Below are 18,674 nucleotides of genomic sequence, written 5' to 3'. Positions count from 1 at the left end.
TTACAGGCCGAACAGCATGCGGCCCGGGTTTTCCAGCTGGTTCTTGATGTCCACCAGGAACTGCACCGAATCCTTGCCGTCGATGATGCGGTGGTCGTACGACAGCGCCAGGTACATCATCGGCGCGATCACGACCTGGCCGTTCTGGGCGATCGGACGCTCCTTGATGGCGTGCATCCCCAGGATGGCGCTCTGCGGCGGGTTGATGATCGGGGTCGACAGCAGCGAACCGAAGGTGCCGCCGTTGGTCACGGTGAAGGTGCCGCCCTGCAGTTCATCCAGGCCCAGCTTGCCGTCACGCGCCTTCTTGGCGTAGTCGGCGATGGTCTTCTCGATGTCGGCGAACGACATGCGCTCGACATTGCGCAGGACCGGGGTGACCAGGCCCTTTTCGGTCGAGACGGCGATCGAGATGTCCGAGTAGCCGTGGTAGATGATGTCGTCGCCGTCGATCGAGGCGTTGACCAGCGGGAAGCGCTGCAGCGCGTTGGCGGCGGCCTTCACGAAGAAGCTCATGAAGCCCAGCTTGATGCCGTGGGCCTTGACGAACTCGTCCTGCAGTTCCTTGCGCGCCGCCGACACCTTGGACAGGTCGACTTCGTTGAAGGTGGTCAGCATGGCGGTGGAGTTCTTCGACTCCATCAGGCGCTCGGCAATGCGCTTGCGGATGCGGGTCATCGGCACGCGCTCTTCCGGACGTGCACCACCGGCCTTGCCGGCGCCGCCGTTGCGGGCGAAGTTGACGATGTCTTCCTTGGTCACCGCGCCGCGACGGCCGGTGCCGTCGACGTCGGCCGGGTTCACGCCTTCGGTGATGGCGGTGAAGCGGGCGCCCGGCGGCAGCGCATCGGCGGCCGACTTGGCGGCCGGGGCCGGAGCGGCGGCAGCGGCCGGAGCAGCAGCGGCCGGCGCAGCGGCTGCAGCCGGAGCGGCTTCGGCAGCCGGAGCCGGGGCAGCAGCCACGGCGCCTTCTTCGATGATCGCCACGACCTGGCTGGAGGTCACGGTCGAGCCTTCGGCGAACTTGATTTCCTTCAGCACGCCGTCGACCGGCGACGGCACTTCCAGGACGACCTTGTCGGTTTCCAGGTCAAGCAGGTTTTCGTCGCGCTTGACGGCGTCGCCCACCTTCTTGTGCCAGGTGGCGATGGTGCCGTCGGCGACGGATTCGGGCAGTACCGGGGCTTTGACTTCGGTGGCCATTGCGGGAGCTTCCTGGTTTGTCTTCTAAATAGGGGGAGGATTATTCAGCGAACGTGTCGTTGAACGGGTTGACCAGCGCGTCGGCGATCAGCTGCTGCTGTTCGCGGACGTGGTCAGCCATGTGACCGGCAGCCGGCGACGCCGAACGTGCGCGACCGGCGTAGTGCAGGTTCTGGCCATCGGCCAGGCAGAACTGCAGGTGGTGGCGGATCTGGTACCACGCACCCTGGTTCTGCGGTTCTTCCTGCGTCCACACCACGTCGGTGGCCTTGCCGTACTTCTTCAGCTCGGCAGCCAGCAGCGCACGCGGGAACGGATACAGCTGCTCCACGCGGATGATCGCCACGTCGTCCTGGCCACGCTTGGTCTGGTCTTCCAGCAGATCGTAGTAGACCTTGCCCGAGCACAGCACCACGCGCTTGACCTTCTTGGCGTCCGCACTGGCGTCGCCGATCAGGTGCTGGAACTCGCCGTTGGCCAGTTCGTCCAGGGTCGACACGGCCAGCTTGTGGCGCAGCAGCGACTTCGGCGACATCACCACCAGCGGCTTGCGGGTGGTCAGGTGCAGCTGGCGGCGCAGCATGTGGAAGGCCTGTGCCGGGGTGGACGGAACCACCACCAGCATGTTCTCCAGTGCACACAGCTGCAGGAAGCGCTCCAGGCGCGCCGAGCTGTGCTCCGGGCCTTGCCCTTCATAGCCATGCGGCAGCAGCAGGGTCAGGCCGGAAATGCGGCCCCACTTGGCTTCACCGGCGGCGATGAACTGGTCGATCACCACCTGGGCGCCGTTGGCGAAGTCGCCGAACTGGCCCTCCCAGATGCACAGCGTGTTCGGATCGGTGGTGGAGAAGCCGTACTCGTAGGCCATCACCGCTTCTTCGCTCAGCAGCGAATCGATGACGGTGGCCTTCTCCGGCGAATCCACCAGCTGCCGCAGCGGCATGTAGTAGTTGTCGGTCTTCTGGTCGTGCAGGATCGCGTGGCGGTGGGTGAACGTACCGCGACCGACGTCCTGGCCGACCAGGCGCAGTGCGTGACCTTCGTCGAGCAGGGTGGCGTAGGCCAGGTTCTCGGCAAAGCCCCAGTCGCCCGGGATCTCGCCGGCGGCCATCTTGCGGCGGTCGTCATAGACCTTGGCCACGCGCGAGTGCAGCTGCACGTCTTCGGGAATGGTGTTGATCAGCTTGGCCAGTTCGACCAGCTTGTTCTTCTCGACCTTGGTCGAGACCGGGTCGGACAGCTTGCCTTCCAGCAGCTTCGGCCAATCGACGAACAGCGGGCTGGTCGGCGGGGTCTTCTCGACCTTGGCCAGCTCGGTGGTCACCTCACCGGCATCGAGCTTCTCGCGGTAGGCATCGACCATCGCCTTGCCGGCACCGGCAGCGATCACGCCTGCCTTTTCCAGCTGCTCGGCGTACATCTCGCGGGTGGTCGGGTGCTTGCGGATCACCTGGTACATCAGTGGCTGGGTGATCGCCGGCTCGTCGGCCTCGTTGTGGCCCCAACGGCGGTAGCACATCAGGTCGATGACCACGTCCTTGGCGAACTTCTGGCGGAACTCGAAGGCCAGCTGCGCGGCGAACACCACCGCTTCCGGATCATCGCCGTTCACGTGCAGCACCGGGGCGGCGATCATCTTCGCCACGTCGGTGGCGTAGCGCGTGGAGCGCGTGTCCAGCGGGTTGGAGGTGGTGAAGCCGACCTGGTTGTTGACCACGATGTGCACGGTGCCGCCGACGGCGAAGCCGCGGGCCTGCGACATCTGGAACAGCTCCATGACCACGCCCTGGCCCGAGAAGGCCGCATCGCCGTGGATCAGGATCGGCATGACCTGCTTGCGTGCGGTGTCCTTGCGGCGCTCCTGGCGCGAACGCACGGAACCGGCCACGACCGGGTCGGCGATTTCCAGGTGCGACGGGTTGAACGCCAGCGCCAGGTGCACCGGGCCGCCGTCGGTAGCCACGTCGGCCGAGAAGCCCATGTGGTACTTCACGTCGCCGGCAGAAGCGTGCTCGTCGTGCTCGAACTTGCCTTCGAACTCGTCGAACAGCTTGCGCGGGTTCTTGCCGAGGGTGTTGACCAGCACGTTCAGGCGGCCGCGGTGGGCCATGCCGATCACCACGTCCTTGACGCCATCCTTGCCGGCGCTGCGGATGATGGTGTCCATCATCGGGATCAGCGAGTCGCCGCCTTCCAGCGAGAAGCGCTTCTGGCCGACGTACTTGGTGTGCAGGTAGCGCTCCAGGCCTTCGGCCGCGGTCAGGCGCTCCAGGGTGCGGCGCTGGGTGTCAGCGTCCAGCTGGTAGTTGCCGCCGGCTGCTTCCAGCTTCTTGTAGATCCACTGGCGCTGCTCGACCTCGGAGATGTGCATGAACTCCGCACCGATCGAGCCGGTGTAGGTCGCCTTCAGGCGTGCCAGCAGGTCGCGCAGCTTCATGCGCGGCTGGCCACCGACGCCGCCGGTGCTGAACTCGCTGTTGAGGTCGGCATCGGACAGGCTGTGGAACGGCAGGCCCAGGTCCGGGGTGTTGACCGGCGCGGCCAGGCCCAGCGGATCGAGGCGGGCGTCCAGGTGGCCGCGCGAGCGGTAGGCGGTGATCAGACGACCGACATTGCGTTCACGCTCGTCGCCCGCACCGTTGCCGGTGCCGGCCTTCAGCGCTTCCTTGGCCGCGTCCGCAATGTGGGAGATGACGGCCGAGTGCGGAATGTCGCCTGCTTCGCGGCCCTTGAAGCCGTCGAAGTAGGTCTTCCATTTGGGATCGACACTGTCCGGGGAGACCAGGTACTGCTCGTACAGGTCCTCGACATAGGAGGCGTTGCCGCCGGCGAGCTGCGAAGATTGCGCAAACTGCTTCAGTTGATTGTCCACGATGGAGGGTGTTGATTCGCTTTGTGGGGTATGGCTTCAGAAGGACCCGGCAGGAAGATGAATAGCCCTGCGCGGGCGCGTTCAAACAGCCAAATTGTACCCCCATCCGGACAGGAAGGGGCACCAAAACGGGCATCCCGGGTCCCCCGGTGCCGCTTCCAGACAGGTTGAGTAGGCGGTACCCGCTCAGATGCCGAGCGCACGCAGTTCGCTGCAATCGCGCGAACGGTCCCAGACCCGCTGCAATTGCTGCTCGAACGGCTGCGAACGTGCAGGCAGCGCGACGCCTGCCTCGCCGTCGAGGCGATGACCGATCAGACGAAAGTAGAAGTCGCCGGCGTCGTTGAGCAGGCAGGCCGAGGCCAGTGCACGGTCGACCGGATCGGTGGCCTCGCGGAACTGGATCACACTGGGCAGGCGTTGAGCCAAGGCCAGCAGCGGCGCCCCGGCAGACGCGATGGCGGCGGCGTCGTGCACGATCACCCGCAGCTGCTTGTCGTGGCGGGCGGTGACGAAGCGGCGCAGGGCGGCCTGTACCGACGGCGCGTCGAGCAGTCCCGGGTCCAGCTGACGGCTGTGCAGCCACACTTGGCGGCGGGCGCGGTGGACGATGGCCGTGGTGATGGCCACCGCCTGCTCGCGACTGTCGATGGCACTGGCCGCGCCCAACCGGCGGCGCATCTGCTGGTGGCCGATGCCGGCCTCCTCGAATACCTCGCCTTCCGGCAGGAAGCCCTGGCGGGCATAGAAATCGCGGGCGGGCAGCTGGGCGTGCAGGTGCAGCTCGGCCAGGCCGAGCCTGCGCCCGGCCTCGACCAGTGCCTCCAGCAGGGCCTCACCGACCCCGTGGCTGCGATGGCTGGCCAACACCGCCATGCGGCCGATGCGGCCGTCCGGGGCCAGCCGACCGGTGCCGACCGGCTGGTTGTCACTGTCCAGCGCCAGCACATGGGCGCTGAGCGGGTCCAGCGCATCGCGTTCCAGTTCGGCGGTGATGCCCTGTTCCTGCACGAACACGCGTTGGCGCACGTCGTGGATGGCAACGTGGGCGTCGGCGTGGCTGACCTGCTGGACCCGGACCATGGCAGGGCTCAGGCGCGACCGTCGTCACTGTCGTCTTCGTCGTGATCCTCGAAGTTGACGATGACCTCGATGCCGTCGTCGTGCACGGTCACGGTGTGGACATCGTCGGACACCGCCTCGGCGTCGATCGCGTCGACACGGTCACGGCCTTCAACCACTTCGCCGAGCACCACGGCGTCTTCGCCGTCATCCTCATCTTCAGCGTCATACACCTCGTTCGGATCGATCAGCTGGAACACGCCACCGACCAACAGCTGCTGGACCACCGCGCGGCCCTTGTCGGACAGGCCGCGATAGGCGGCGGCATCGAGCTGCTCGGCGCCGGCCAGGCGCTGCGCGTCCTTCACCGGCAGCGCGAAGTCCTGGCCACTGACGTACAGGCTGGCGCCGCGCTTGGCCCGGCGCCAGGCCAGGCGTGCCCACGGATGACGCTGCAGCAGCAGGCCCGAGGCCAGGGCCTGGACCACTTCCTCCTGTGCCGGTGCGGCCTGGTGGGCCATCACTTCGCCGGCCGCGCGGTAGGTGGTGATGAAACGGCCGAACCAGTCACCCAGCTTGTCCGGATCGTTCATGCGGATGGCATTGAGCGCGGTGATCACCCGCGCCATCGCCACCGTGTCGATCTCGTTCGGGTCGGCCGGCACCTTCAGGTCGGCATCCTGGTAGCGGATGTTCTCGTCGGCGTCGGCGATCAGGGTGTCCAGGTAGTCGCTGATCAGCTCGGCCGAGGACGGCGCACGCATGCCGAAGGAGAAGGTCAGGCAGGGGTCTTCAGCGACGCCGTGGTGCGGCACGTTCGGCGGCAGGTACAGCATGTCGCCCGGCGCCAGCACCCAGTCGTGGGTGGGCTTGAACACCTTCAGCAGCTTCAGCTCCACGTCGGGGCGGAAGCCCAGCGGCGGCTGCCTGCCCTTGATCGATTCGCTGGCATCGATCTGCCAGCGGCGGTGGCCGTGGGCCTGCAGCAGGAATACGTCGTACTGGTCGACATGGGCGCCGACCGAGCCGCCGGTGGCGGCGAAGCTGATCATCACGTCATCCATGCGCCAGCGCGGCAGGAAGCTGAAGTGCTCGATCAGGGCGCGCACGTCCGGGTCCCACTTGTCCACGTCCTGCACCAGCAGGGTCCAGTCGTGGTCGGGCAGGGCGGGGAACACGTCTTCCTGGAACGGGCCGGTACGCACGCGCCAGCCGTCCTGGGTCTTGTCGTGCTCGATCAGGCGCGCCAGCACGCCTTCTTCGCAGGCCAGCCCGGCCAGGTCTTCCGGCTGCACCGGGGTCTGGAAGTCGGGGAAGGCGTTGCGGATCAGCAGCGGGCGCTTCTGCCAGAAGTCGCGCAGGAAGGTGGCCGGCGCCATGCCCAGCGGTTGGCCGGGGCGGGCGGTGACTTCGATCAGGGGGGCGGAGGACTTGCGGGCGGCCATGGGGGAATCCTTGCAGCGGAAAGCGGGAGGGGCGGCGCGGCGGGCCGCCAAGGTCTCCATTGTCCGCCGTTCGTCGGGATTGCGCACGTGCGCGGGTTTGTCGCGGGGTGTCCGGCCAACGGCGGAGCCCCTCGTGGCGGGGTGGTTGGTCGCGCAAAGCGCCGGCTTCCTGGGCTGGGCCGGGCGGGGTGGGTTCGCGGGACACGCCGTGAACCCATCCATGGGGGCTCGATGGCGCCATCCATGGCGCCAACGGTCCCGCGAACCCACCCCGCCCGGCCCCTGACAGTTTCCTGCGCGGCCCGCCACGGAATGGAAGAAGAAAAAGCAAGGCAAAAGCGGGTCGCGCGCTGCGCTTGCTCGTCCCAAAACAAAAGAGGGACGCGGCGAAGCCGCGTCCCTCTTTCAAATTCCGTCCCGACAACCCCACGCTCTTCGATCCGTCACCGGAAATCTGTCAGAGGTGGGGCGGGAGGGGCCAGCGGGACCGTTGGTGCCATGGATGGCGCCATCGAGCCCCCATGGATGGGTTCACGGCGTGTCCCGCTGGCCCCTCCCGCCCCGCCCAGCTAGCAGCAATCCAGAGCCGCTCTGGACGTTGATGTTGCTGTCGCCGTTGCCGTTGCCGTTGCCTGCCGCAGGCAGCGCCCGCGGCCGCCGCCGCAAAGGAAACCCCTTAGATCTTCTTCGCCAGGGCCTCGGCCAGACCCGTGTAGCTGCCGGGGGTCATCTCCAGCAGGCGCTGCTTCGCATCCGCCGGCAGCTCCAGCCCCTGCACGAACGCACGCATCGACTCGGCGGTGATGCCCTGGCCACGGGTCAGCGCCTTCAGCTGCTCATACGGGTTCGGCAGGCCGTGGCGGCGCATCACCGTCTGCACGGCCTCGGCCAGCACTTCCCAGGCCGCGTCCAGATCGGCGTCCAGGCGCTGTGGGTTCACCTCCAGCTTGCCCAGGCCCTTGGCCAGCGAATCCAGCGCCACCTGGCTGTGGCCGAACGCGGTGCCCAGTGCGCGCAGCACGGTGGAATCGGTCAGGTCACGCTGCCAGCGGCTGATCGGCAGCTTCGCGCTGAAGTGCTCGAACAGCGCGTTGGCGATACCGAAGTTGCCTTCCGCATTCTCGAAATCGATCGGATTGACCTTGTGCGGCATCGTCGACGAGCCGACTTCGCCTTCCTTCAGGCGCTGCTTGAAGTAGCCCAGCGAGATGTAGCCCCAGATGTCGCGGGCCAGGTCGATCAGGATGATGTTGGCGCGGCGCGCGGCATCGCCGATCTCGGCAACATTGTCGTGCGGCTCGATCTGCGTGGTGTACGGGTTGAACACCAGGCCCAGGCCGGTCACGAAGCGCTCGGCGAAGGCCGGCCAGTCCACGTCCGGGTAGCTGGCCACGTGGGCGTTGTAGTTGCCGACCGCGCCGTTGATCTTGCCGGTCAGCTCGACCGCGGCGATCTGCCGGCGCTGGCGCTCCAGGCGGGCGACCACGTTGGCCAGCTCCTTGCCCAGCGTGGTCGGCGAGGCGGTCTGGCCATGGGTGCGCGACAGCATCGGCTGGCCGGCCTGGGCGTGGGCGAGGTTGCGCAGCGTGGTGGCGATGCCGTCCAGGGTCGGCAGCAGCACCTCGCGGCGGGCCTGTTCCAGCATCAGGCCGTAGCTGAGGTTGTTGATGTCTTCGCTGGTGCAGGCGAAATGCACGAATTCCAGCGCCGGAGCCAGCTCGGCGTCGTCCTTCAGCTGTTCCTTGATGAAGTACTCCACCGCCTTGACGTCATGGTTGGTGGTGCGCTCGATCTCCTTCACGCGCGCGGCCTGGGCCGGGCTGAAGCGGGCGGCCAACCCGCGCAGGCGGGCGACGGCGGCGTCGGAGAACGGCGCCAGTTCGACGATGCCCGGTTCGGCGGCCAGCGCCAGCAGCCATTCCACCTCGACCACGATGCGGGCCTTGATCAGGCCGTATTCGGAGAAGATCGGGCGCAGGGCGTCGACCTTGCCGGCGTAGCGGCCATCGAGCGGGGACAGGGCGAGCAGGGCGGAATCGGACATGTCGGCAGGGCTGGGACGAGCGGCGGGGGCCATATTCTACGACGTGCCGGTCAGCTAGTGCCGGCCGCGGGCCGGCAACCACGCCCGGCCCTCGATTCCATGGATTGCCGGCCAGCGGCCGGCACTACCCTTGCGCGCGCAGAACGGCCGTGCAGGTGGAACGATCTGGCCCGCCCTCGTCATCCCATGCTGCGGGCAAGGGAGTATTGTGGCCGCAGCCGCCAGCCCGGGAAGCGACACCCTGCCAGCCGCCGCTTCCCTTTCCCCAACTGAAGTAGTGCGGAGTTGATGCAATGAGCAAAGCTGCAAGCAAGGGTTTCAGAATCGAACACGACAGCATGGGCGAGCTGCAGGTGCCTGCCGATGCCCTGTGGGGCGCGCAGACCCAGCGCGCCGTGCAGAATTTCCCGGTGTCGGGCCAGCGCATGCCGCGCGGTTTCATCCGCGCCCTGGGCCTGGTCAAGGGCGCAGCCGCCGGCGTCAACGCCGAGCTGGGCCACCTGCCGAAGAATGTGGCCAAGGCCATCCAGACCGCTGCTGCCGAAGTGGCCGCCGGCAACTGGGACGCGCAGTTCCCGATCGACGTCTACCAGACGGGTTCGGGCACGTCGTCGAACATGAATGCCAATGAGGTCATCGCCACCCTGGCCAACCGTGCCGGCAAGGCGGGCAAGACCACCGTGCATCCCAATGACCACGTCAACCAGGGGCAGAGCTCCAATGACGTGATTCCGACTGCGCTGCGGGTGTCGGCGGTGCTGGCGACGCACGAGCAGCTGCTGCCGGCGCTGGTGCACCTGCGCAAGACCCTGGACAAGAAGGGCCGCAGCCTGCGCAAGGTGGTCAAGACCGGCCGTACCCACCTGATGGACGCGATGCCGCTCACCTTCGAGCAGGAATTCGGTGCGTGGTCGGCGCAGCTGGCCTCGGCGCAGGAGCGCATCGAAGACAGCCTCAAGCGCGTGCGCCGCCTGCCGCTGGGCGGCACCGCCATCGGGACCGGCATCAATGCCGACCCACGCTTCGGTGCACAGGTGGCCAAGGCGCTGAAGCAGCAGTCCGGTTTCAAGTTCGACAGCGCCGAGAACAAGTTCGAAGGTCTGGCCGCGCAGGATGATGCAGTGGAACTGTCGGGCCAGCTCAATGCGCTGGCCGTGGCGCTGATCAAGATCGCCAATGACCTGCGCTGGATGAACGCCGGTCCGCTGGCCGGGCTGGGCGAGATCGAACTGCCGGCACTGCAGCCGGGCAGCTCGATCATGCCAGGCAAGGTCAACCCGGTCATTCCGGAAGCCACGGTGATGGCCTGCGCGCAGGTGATCGGCCACCACACCGCGATCACCGTGGCCGGGCAGACCGGCAACTTCCAGCTCAACGTCACCCTGCCGTTGATCGCGGTGAACCTGCTCGATGGCATCGGCCTGCTCGCCAATGTGTCCAGGCTGCTGGCCGACAGCGCGATCGCCGGGCTGAAGGTGCGCGAGGACCGCGTGGCCGAGGCGCTGGCGCGCAACCCGATCCTGGTCACCGCGCTGAACCCGATCATCGGCTACGAGAAGGCAGCGGCGATTGCCAAGCGTGCCTACAAGGAACAGCGCCCGGTGCTGGACGTGGCGCTGGAAGACAGCGGGCTTGACGAGGCCGAGCTGCGTCGCCTGCTGGACCCGACTGCGCTGACTGCTGGTGGCATCCAGGCTGGCGGTGGTGGCGCCGGGGGGTGATCTGCCGGTTGCAGAGTCGAGCCACGCTCGACGGTTGTTCCGGAGTCGGGCATGGTTCGACTCTACGGAAACGAAGAACGCCGCCCTCGGGCGGCGTTTTTCGTCAGCGACGGTCGGCGACGATGTTGCCGAAGGTGTCGGTGTAATCCTTGAACTCGGGGATGCGCTGGATCAGGTCGGCCGGGATCACCTCCATGCCCTCCGGCGGCTGGATCTTCACCGGCTGCATGTTCGGATCGGCCGGTGCGGCCACCAGCGTGTTCTGGCGCAGCACCTGCAGCTTGCCGAACATCGTCTGCAGCATCTGCTTCTGCCCGTCGTCCAGTGGAATCTGGATCTCGTCCACCTTCATCGTGCCGTCGCCGAGGATGATGATGTTCGGTGCCGGCGGGCGGCGCACGGTCACCATGCCTTCGCTGACGGAAATCTTGGGCTTGCCGCGCTCGGCGCGGTGATTGCGGTAATCCTTGTCGCAGCCGACCAGGCCCAGGCAGAGCAGGGCGGCCAGCAGCAGGAACAACTTCTTCATGGCGTTCGGTTCGGGGGCATCCGGGGGGCCCATTGTAAGCCCGCCGACAGTGCCCGACCGGCAACGGAAGGCCGCAGCCGGTCGGGTGCGTCGATTTGTCTCAGTTGGAGAACGTGACCGAGTTGTCCTTGCCGCAGTCGTCCACGTCGCTCTGGTCCATCGTCGCGTAGGGCTTGAATGCCGGCAGCTCGCGCGCCAGTGCCTGCTGGCTGGCCAGCATCGCCGGCAGGCGATCGCAGATGCGCTTGGCCTGGGCCTCGATCTTGGCGGCTTCGGCGTTGATGCGCTTCTCCACCCCTTCGCTGTCGCCGCTGAAGATGCCCTTCAGCGCTTCACCGGCGGCGTTGGCGCCGAGTTTGGCGCCGGCCAGCCCGACATCCATGCCCGCCATCGCAACGGCGACCACGTGACCGCGGTACTCCTGCAGGTGGCGGCGCTGGACGTCGTTGGCGGCGACCTCCTTGCCGGCGATCAGCAGGCGGCCATCCGGCGTGATCTCCGCACGCGGCTGCTTGTCGGCCGAGATCTTGATGTTGCCCTGGGCGATGTCCTTGCGGGCATCGTCCATGGCTTCCTTGACGGTCTGGCCAACGCCGCTGGTGGCTTCGGCGACGCTCTTGCCGACGCTCTTGTCGGGGGCGGAGGACGTGCCACCACAGGCGATCAGCGGCAGGCACAGCAGGGTAGCGGGCAGCAGGCGCAACAGGTTCATGATGTTCCCCTGGACGTGTGTGGAAGAGGATTACTTGCTGCGCGGCAGGGTGACCCGGCCGCTGACGTTGCGGTGTTCGATATCGCCGCTGCCGCTGTGATCGACGGTCAGGCTGCCGCGTACGCCGTCCACCTGGATGTCGCCCGAGCCGTGGCTGCGCACATGCACGTTGCCGCCGATATCGGCCAGATCGATGCCACCGGAGCCGACCACGCCGACTTCGACGCTGCCCTGCACGCGCTTGAACTCGATGTCGCCGGAGCCGACCGTATCCAGGCGTGCGTTGCCACGCACATCGGTGATCTTCAGGTCACCCGAACCGACAGTGCCGGTGATGGCATCGCCGCCGATGTTGCGGACATTGACGTCGCCCGAACCCAGCGACAGCAGATTCAGCGAACTGCCGCCATCGATGGTGAGGTCGCCGGAACCCACTGCAGCGTGGATGCTGCCACGGGTACCGCGGGCCACCGCGTCACCGGAGCCGACGTCCACGCTGAGCGACTGTGCGTTCTCCACGCTGGCGTCACCCGAGCCGACCTTGAACTGCAGCGGCAGGTTGTCCGGCACGCTGCCACGGATATCCAGCCAGGCGTAGCTGTTGCCCAGGCTGATGCCGCTTTGGCGGCCGTCGCGGCGCAGGCTCACCACCAGCTTGTCGCCCACCTTGCGCTGGTCCAGTACCAGCTGGTCCAGCCATTCCTGGCTGGACGCGCAGGCGCGGCCGTCCAGCTGGCCGCCGCCAGCGCTGGCGACCACCTTCAGGTCATGCTGGTTGACCTCGAACACCACCGTCCTGGCACCGGCCACGTCCAGCTTCAGCGCGCGGGCGGCAGTGAACTTGCAGTTCGGAGCATCGGCGGCCAGCGCCGACAACGGCAACAGCAACAACGCAGAACAGGCGAGCAGGGAACGCATGGGTGGTGCCTCCGGGTGGATGGAATCAGATCTCGCCGGCGCGCTTGCGCAGGCGGATGGCGAGGAAGATGAACAGTGCCCCGACGGCCGCACCGATCCACAGCTCCGGCATCGCCAGCGACTTCAGCTGCGAGGCGGGGGACATCAGGCTGACCACCGAATCCAGGTCGCGGCGCGAACCTTCACCTGCGCCGAGGCGGTACAGCAGGTCCATGCCGGGCACGCCGCCCAGCAGCAGGCGGCCGACGATGTTCTGCCAGAACCAGCCGGTGGTCAGGCCGAACAGCGGCATGATCTTGGTGGTGCTGACGATGACGCCGGCAAACAGTGGCAGCATCACCGCCCACAGGAACGGCTTGCTCTTGGCCCAGGCCGAGCACAGCAGCAGCCACCCTGCAGTGGGCAGGGCCCAAAGCGCGTAGACCGGAATCCAGCTCAGGTGGCCAGCGGCCAGGGTCAACGGGCTGGCGGGCCCCCAGATCAGCGCCATCGGGCTGCCACCGTGCATCAGCGCGACGATGCTGATGATCAGCATGAAGCCGAACATGGTGATGATGCCGGCAATCACCGCGATCAGCGGTGCCACGACCAGTGCGCTGATGACCTTGGACAGCACGGTCTGGGTATCCGACAGCGGCAACGACTTCCAGAACAGGATGCTGCGGTCGCGGCGGTCGTCGTACAGGGCGCCGAGGCAATAGAAGAACACCACGAAGGCCAGCACCAGGAACGGCCATGCCGAGCTGAGCACCAGGGTCAGGTCAAGGCCGTTACCGAGGTCGGCAAGGTCCTTGCCGTCGATGTTGCGGGTGAGCAGCGCCAGGTCCAGGCCATTGACGTTCACGCTCTCGCCATCGACATGCAGCGCACCGTTGCGCGCCGCGCGGTTCAGCGCGAACAGGCCGAAGGCGATGCCAACGGTGCTCATCACCAGCGATATCAGGCCGGCGATCAGCGGGGCATACAGGAAACCGCCGCGGTTTTCCCAGTACTCGCGCTTGAGCAGCCAGCGCAGCGTGCCGAGGGGGCTGACGGGATGGTTGACGGCATTCATGCGTAGGTCCCCTTCATGACGGCGACGAACAGGTCGGCCAGGCCCGGGCTGCGGGTCTCGCCAAGGGTGGAAAGCTGGGCGCGCGGTACGCCGTCGAACAGCATCACGGTCTTGCCGAACGCCAGGCTGCGTTCGTCGATCGGCTTCAGGGCGCGCGCGGTCTCCAGCTGGTCGGCGTTGACCAGCAGTTCCGTGTAACGCTGGCCGACCTCGTCCATTTCCGCATCGAGCACGATTCGGCCATCACGGATGAACATGACGTCGCTGAGGATGTGCTCGATCTCTTCCACCTGGTGGGTGGTGACGATGATGGTTTTCTGCTCGTCGAAGTAGTCTTCCAGCAGGCGCTGGTAGAACTCCTTGCGGTACAGGATGTCCAGGCCCAGGGTGGGCTCGTCCAGTACCAGGATGCGGGCATCGATGGCCATCACCAGCGCCAGGTGCAGCTGCACGATCATGCCCTTGGACAGCTCGCGCACGCGCTGCTTCGGCTGCAGCTTGGTGTTGGCCAGGAAGCGCTCGCAGCGGGCGCGGTCGAAGCGCGGATGCACGCCGGCGACGAAATCGATGGCTTCGCGCACCTTCAGCCAGCGCGGCAGCACGGCGACGTCGGCGATGAAGCAGATGTCGTTCATCAGTTCGTCGCGGTGCAGCCGCGGGTCGCGCCCGAGCACGCTCAACTCACCTTCCACCGAGGTGAGGCCAAGAATGGCCTTCAGCGCGGTGGTCTTGCCGGCGCCATTGGGACCGATCAGGCCGACGATGCGCCCGCTCGGAATGCTGAAGCTGGCACTGTCGAGGGCAACGGTGGACTTGTAGGCCTTGCGCAGGCCGCGGGCGGTGATGACCGGTTCGCTTGCGGTGCTATTCATCAGACTTTCCCCTGGGGCAGCAATTCGTCGAGGCTCAGGCCCAGGCGCTGGATGCGCTCCAGCACGGCCGGCCATTCTTCATTGAGGAAGCGCTCGCGCTCGCTGCTGCGCAGCTGCGTGGCGGCCTGCTCGGTCATGAACATGCCCAGCCCGCGGCGCTTTTCGACCAGGCCTTCGTCGGCCAGTTCCTGGTAAGCGCGCGAAACGGTGATGGGGTTCAGTTGGTAATCGGCGGCCACCTGGCGCACCGAAGGCAGGGCATCGCCCGGCTTGAGGATTCCGTCGAGCATCATGGCGATCACGCGCTCCTTCAACTGACGGTAGATGGGAGCGCCGTCGCTCCACTGGATGTCGCTCATATTCAGCTCCGTGGGGTCAGCGGCTGGGCGAACGAGAAATACGGCATGGACAGGGAGCTGTGCAGCCGACGCGGGGGAGGGGGGGAGGAATCGGCGTTCCCGGCCGGTGTAGCGATTGCATCCTGCGCACTGTCGGGCGAGGCGGGGGCGGTGGGCGTGGCCAGCCAGGCCAGCACGATCAGGGTCGAAACAGCAGCGGCCGCGGGTGCGGTGAGGTTGCGACGGATCCGGGCGTTCATGGCTTCCCCCTGTCTCAGGTGACTGGTGTTGTATGCAACTATAACACCGGCACGCCTACGTGCAACCCCTTGCCGTCCCCAACTGATGGCAGGGGTGGTCAAATCGCTGAAATATCCGTTTATCTGATTGATTCGGAAGGGAAATCAGGTTCTGGCGCGGGCCGACCCAGGCCCGCCTTCCATTCAGTGTTGTCCATGCTATGTCATTACTGCGCCGTTGCTGGCGGGTCGTGCAGGAAAGCGCCACGCCGCGCAAAGCCACAGGCGCCCCTTGCAACAAGGGGGAAGGGGGCCCGGTGCTATAGTTCGGCCGACTCCGGCCGCTACCGGCCGGCCCTGTGAATGGCCACCGCGGACTGCTCTCGATGCCCTTGCCGACCGTTATGCCGCGCCGCCTGCGCGGCCTGTCCCTGCTGACCCTGCTGGTAGCCGGCCTGGCCGGTTCCACCCAGGTGCTGGCGGCCGATCTTCTCGACCTCGACTACCGCCCGCTGGCCAGCAAGCAGCAGGTCAACCTGCAGCAGCGCTACCACGGGCAGGTGCTGCTGGTGGTCAATACCGCAAGCAAGTGCGGCTATACCCCTCAGTACGAAGGCCTGGAGGCGCTGCAGAAGCGCTATGCCGGCCGCGGCTTTGCCGTGCTCGGCTTCCCGTCCAACGATTTCAAGGGCCAGGAGCCCGGTGACGAGAAGCAGATCCAGGATTTCTGCACGCTCACCTACGGGGTCAAGTTCCCGATGTTCGAGAAGGTGCACGTGGTCGGTGCGGAGGCGACGCCGCTCTATCAACGGTTGACCGCGGCCACCGGCGTGGCACCGGGCTGGAATTTCCACAAGTACCTGGTCGGCCGCGATGGCAAGGTCATCGCCCAGTTCGCCAGCAAGGTGACGCCGGATGATCCGCAGCTGACTGCGGCCATCGACAAGGCGCTGGCCGCAGCGGCCGCACATTGATATCCGGCACGGATGCCTCGACATCGACGGCATGCGTGCGACAATGCTTCTTTTCGCGCCGACGTCGGCGCCCAGACACTTCCAGGAATGCAGCGAATGAAGATGGGAATGCGCGGCGCCGCGGCGTCGGTTCTGATTCTGGCGATGGGCACTTCAGGTGTCGCTCTGTCGCAACAATCGGCTGCCCCCGCAGCCGCCAAGGAGACCGCAACCTTGAATTCCCCCAAGCAGAAGCTCGGCTACGCCATCGGCCTGGACGTGGCCAAGTCGTTCACCCCGATCGCCGATGAGATCGACGTGGCCGCGCTGCGCACCGCCGTGGAGCGTTCGTTCGAAGGCCTGCAGCCGCAGATCACCCAGGAACAGGCCAAGGCCACCGACGCGGCCCTGCGCCAGGTCGTGATGGCCCGCAGCGGCCAGCAGGTGCCGGGCATGGCGCCGGGTTCGCAGCCGCCGAAGGTCGACCGCGTCAAGGTGTCGCAGATGATCGGTTCCTACTCTGTGGGCCCGTCGCTGGCGCAGCTGAAGGACGACATCGATGTTGCCTCGCTGTTTGACGCGATCAGCACCGGCCTGACCAAGGGCCAGCCGAAGATGACGGAAGCTGACGCGACCGCCACCATCCAGGCCTTCATGGGCAGCAAGCAGGCTGAAATGCAGGCCAAGGCTGCCGCTGCTGCGCAGACCAACCGCGAAGAAGGCAATGCCTTCCTGGCCAAGAACAAGACCCAGCCGGGCGTCGTGACGACGGCCTCGGGCCTGCAGTACCAGGTCATCCGCCCGGGTAGCGGCGAGCGCCCGCTGCCGAGCAGCAAGGTGCGCGTGAACTATGAAGGCAAGCTGCTCAACGGCACCGTGTTCGACAGCTCCTATGGTCGTCAGCCGGCCGAGTTCGGCCTGGACCAGGTGATCAAGGGCTGGACCGAGGGCGTTGCGCTGATGCCGGTCGGTTCGAAGTACCGCTTCTGGATCCCGGGCAATCTGGCTTATGGCGAGAACGGCACGCCGGGTGGCCCGATCGGCCCGAACGCGACTCTGACGTTCGACGTCGAGCTGCTGGGCGTCCTGCCGTAAGCCACCACGGAGCCTGCACGGACATGCGCGTTGCGATTTTCGGTACCGGTTATGTAGGTCTGGTGACCGGTACCTGCCTGGCCGATGTCGGTCATCAGGTGGTCTGCGTCGATATCGACCAGGCCAAGGTGGATGGCCTCAACCAGGGCATCATCCCGATCTATGAGCCCGGCCTGGAGCCGATGGTGAAGGCCAACCACGCCGCGTCGCGGCTGGCATTCACCACCGATGCCGCGTCCGCGATCGCGCATGGCCAGGTGGTGTTCATCGCCGTCGGTACCCCGCCGGACGAGGATGGCAGCGCTGACCTGCAGTACGTACTGGCCGTGGCCCGTACCATTGGCCGGCACATGAGCGTGCCGACCGTGGTGGTCAACAAGTCGACGGTGCCGGTGGGCACCGCCGACAAGGTGCGTGCGGCCATTGCTGAAGAACTTGCCGCGCGTGGCGCGGATATCACCTTTGACGTGGTGTCCAACCCGGAATTCCTGAAGGAAGGCGACGCGGTCGCCGACTGCATGCGCCCGGACCGCATCATCATTGGTGCGACCAGCGAGGAGTCGGTCGCGGTGATGCGTCGTCTGTATGCGCCGTTCAACCGCAACCACGACCGAGTGGTGGAAATGGACGTGCGCTCGGCCGAGCTGACCAAGTACGCGGCGAACGCGATGCTGGCGACCAAGATTTCGTTCATGAACGAAATCGCGAACATCGCCGAGCGCGTCGGTGCCGACGTCGAGCAGGTCCGCCAGGGCATCGGCTCGGACCCGCGCATCGGCTGGCACTTCATCTACCCGGGCGCCGGCTACGGTGGCTCCTGCTTCCCCAAGGACGTGCAGGCGCTGGCCCGCACCGCCCAGCAGCATGGTCTTGAGCCGAAGCTGCTGAACGCGGTGGAAGCGGTCAACGATGCGCAGAAGGGCCACCTGTTCGCCCTCATCCAGCGTCATTACGACAAGGGCGAGGACGAAGGCGTGCGCGGCAGGACCTTTGCCGTGTGGGGCCTGGCCTTCAAGCCGAACACCGACGACATGCGTGAAGCCTCCAGCCGTCGCCTGCTGGCGCAGCTGTGGGAGGGCGGTGCCACGGTGCGTGCCTACGACCCGGAAGCGATGCATGAATCGCAGCGCATCTTCGGCGAGCGCGATGACCTGGTGTTCTGCAGCAGTGCTGATGAGGCCCTCGAAGGGGCCGACGCGCTGGTGGTGGTCACCGAGTGGAAGCAGTTCCGCAGCCCCGACTTCCAGAAGCTGCGCGAGCAGCTGAAGGACGCGGCGGTGTTCGATGGGCGCAATCTGTACGATCCTGCCGAAGTGGAAGCTGCCGGCCTGGCGTACTACGGCATTGGCCGGGGGCGTTCGCTGCATGTCTGACCTGCTGCCGACCGAACGCGAGCAGGCGCTGGAAGCGCGCCTGGTCGAACTGGAAATGCGCGTGTCCTTCCAGGAACAGGCGCTTGCCGAATTGAGCGATGCGCTGGCCGATGCCCGCATGCAGGGCATGCGCAACGCCGACGTGCTGCGTGTGCTGCTGGAGGACCTGGGCAAGGTCCGCAACGCACTGAATTCTTCCGATCCGGCGAGCGAACCACCGCCGCCGCACTACTGATCCGAATCC

At 66.6% G+C, this 18,674-nt stretch carries 17 protein-coding genes; 5 read left to right on the top strand and 12 right to left on the bottom strand.

Going from position 1 to position 18,674, the window contains the following annotated elements:
• From sucB to purB, 5 genes are all read right to left on the bottom strand, one after another.
• A complete protein-coding gene (sucB, locus tag AC5P60_RS07655; protein ID WP_005410272.1) occupies positions 1-1,203 on the bottom strand; it encodes a dihydrolipoyllysine-residue succinyltransferase in 1,203 nt (400 codons plus the stop codon).
• A gap of 40 nt (positions 1,204-1,243) precedes the next feature.
• Positions 1,244-4,075 (bottom strand): 2-oxoglutarate dehydrogenase E1 component, encoded by a 2,832-nt coding sequence (locus tag AC5P60_RS07650; protein ID WP_005410271.1) that lies wholly within the window; start codon positions 4,073-4,075, stop codon positions 1,244-1,246.
• A gap of 186 nt (positions 4,076-4,261) precedes the next feature.
• On the bottom strand, positions 4,262-5,158 hold the full coding sequence (locus AC5P60_RS07645) for a GNAT family N-acetyltransferase (RefSeq protein ID WP_049452168.1): 897 nt from the start codon (positions 5,156-5,158) through the stop codon (positions 4,262-4,264).
• An 8-nt stretch (positions 5,159-5,166) separates the two neighbouring features.
• Entirely contained in the window at positions 5,167-6,582 is a 1,416-nt protein-coding gene (locus AC5P60_RS07640; RefSeq protein ID WP_049452169.1) for a ribosomal protein uL16 3-hydroxylase, read from the bottom strand.
• 676 nt (positions 6,583-7,258) lie between these two features.
• A complete protein-coding gene (gene purB / locus AC5P60_RS07635; RefSeq protein WP_024958488.1) occupies positions 7,259-8,626 on the bottom strand; it encodes an adenylosuccinate lyase in 1,368 nt (455 codons plus the stop codon).
• Between the two features lie 293 nt (positions 8,627-8,919).
• Here purB and AC5P60_RS07630 point away from each other — a divergent pair, with 293 nt between their 5' ends.
• Complete coding sequence (locus AC5P60_RS07630) at positions 8,920-10,347, top strand: class II fumarate hydratase (RefSeq protein WP_033833951.1); 1,428 nt, start codon at positions 8,920-8,922, stop codon at positions 10,345-10,347.
• Positions 10,348-10,450: 103 nt separating this feature from the next.
• On the opposite strand, the gene AC5P60_RS07625 is transcribed toward AC5P60_RS07630, so the two are convergent.
• From AC5P60_RS07625 to AC5P60_RS07595, 7 genes are all read right to left on the bottom strand, one after another.
• Positions 10,451-10,876: a hypothetical protein gene (locus AC5P60_RS07625; protein ID WP_033833950.1), complete on the bottom strand. Its 426-nt coding sequence runs from the start codon at positions 10,874-10,876 to the stop codon at positions 10,451-10,453.
• 100 nt (positions 10,877-10,976) lie between these two features.
• Entirely contained in the window at positions 10,977-11,588 is a 612-nt protein-coding gene (locus tag AC5P60_RS07620; RefSeq protein WP_005413931.1) for a YggN family protein, read from the bottom strand.
• 30 nt (positions 11,589-11,618) lie between these two features.
• Positions 11,619-12,506: a DUF4097 family beta strand repeat-containing protein gene (locus AC5P60_RS07615; protein WP_033833949.1), complete on the bottom strand. Its 888-nt coding sequence runs from the start codon at positions 12,504-12,506 to the stop codon at positions 11,619-11,621.
• A 25-nt stretch (positions 12,507-12,531) separates the two neighbouring features.
• The gene (locus AC5P60_RS07610) at positions 12,532-13,560 is read right to left on the bottom strand and encodes an ABC-2 transporter permease (RefSeq protein ID WP_005410263.1); all 1,029 of its coding nucleotides are present in this window, start codon (positions 13,558-13,560) and stop codon (positions 12,532-12,534) included.
• A complete protein-coding gene (locus AC5P60_RS07605) occupies positions 13,557-14,432 on the bottom strand; it encodes an ABC transporter ATP-binding protein (protein ID WP_005410262.1) in 876 nt (291 codons plus the stop codon). The genes AC5P60_RS07610 and AC5P60_RS07605 overlap by 4 nt, the downstream gene beginning before the upstream one ends.
• Positions 14,432-14,791, bottom strand: a complete 360-nt coding sequence (locus AC5P60_RS07600) for a GntR family transcriptional regulator (RefSeq protein ID WP_005410261.1) — start codon at positions 14,789-14,791, stop codon at positions 14,432-14,434. The genes AC5P60_RS07605 and AC5P60_RS07600 overlap by 1 nt, the downstream gene beginning before the upstream one ends.
• A 2-nt stretch (positions 14,792-14,793) precedes the next feature.
• Complete coding sequence (locus AC5P60_RS07595) at positions 14,794-15,030, bottom strand: hypothetical protein (protein WP_005410260.1); 237 nt, start codon at positions 15,028-15,030, stop codon at positions 14,794-14,796.
• A gap of 365 nt (positions 15,031-15,395) precedes the next feature.
• Between AC5P60_RS07595 and AC5P60_RS07590 the strand changes: the two genes are divergently transcribed.
• The 4 genes from AC5P60_RS07590 (at position 15,396) to AC5P60_RS07575 (ending at position 18,665) form a co-directional block, all read left to right on the top strand.
• Complete coding sequence (locus tag AC5P60_RS07590; RefSeq protein ID WP_005410259.1) at positions 15,396-15,983, top strand: glutathione peroxidase; 588 nt, start codon at positions 15,396-15,398, stop codon at positions 15,981-15,983.
• A 96-nt stretch (positions 15,984-16,079) separates the two neighbouring features.
• On the top strand, positions 16,080-17,057 hold the full coding sequence (locus tag AC5P60_RS07585) for an FKBP-type peptidyl-prolyl cis-trans isomerase (protein WP_005413927.1): 978 nt from the start codon (positions 16,080-16,082) through the stop codon (positions 17,055-17,057).
• Between the two features lie 23 nt (positions 17,058-17,080).
• Positions 17,081-18,430, top strand: a complete 1,350-nt coding sequence (locus AC5P60_RS07580; protein ID WP_005410257.1) for a UDP-glucose dehydrogenase family protein — start codon at positions 17,081-17,083, stop codon at positions 18,428-18,430.
• Positions 18,423-18,665, top strand: coding sequence for a SlyX family protein (locus AC5P60_RS07575; protein WP_005410256.1), 243 nt, complete (start codon positions 18,423-18,425; stop codon positions 18,663-18,665). Before AC5P60_RS07580 ends, AC5P60_RS07575 begins: the two co-directional genes overlap by 8 nt.
• The last annotated feature ends 9 nt before the right edge of the window (positions 18,666-18,674 follow it).

The organism is Stenotrophomonas sp. YJH_SMC_120 (assembly GCF_059368675.1).
The sequence above is the reverse complement of the archived record's forward strand: the minus strand, read 5'-3'. Positions and strand labels throughout refer to the sequence as shown.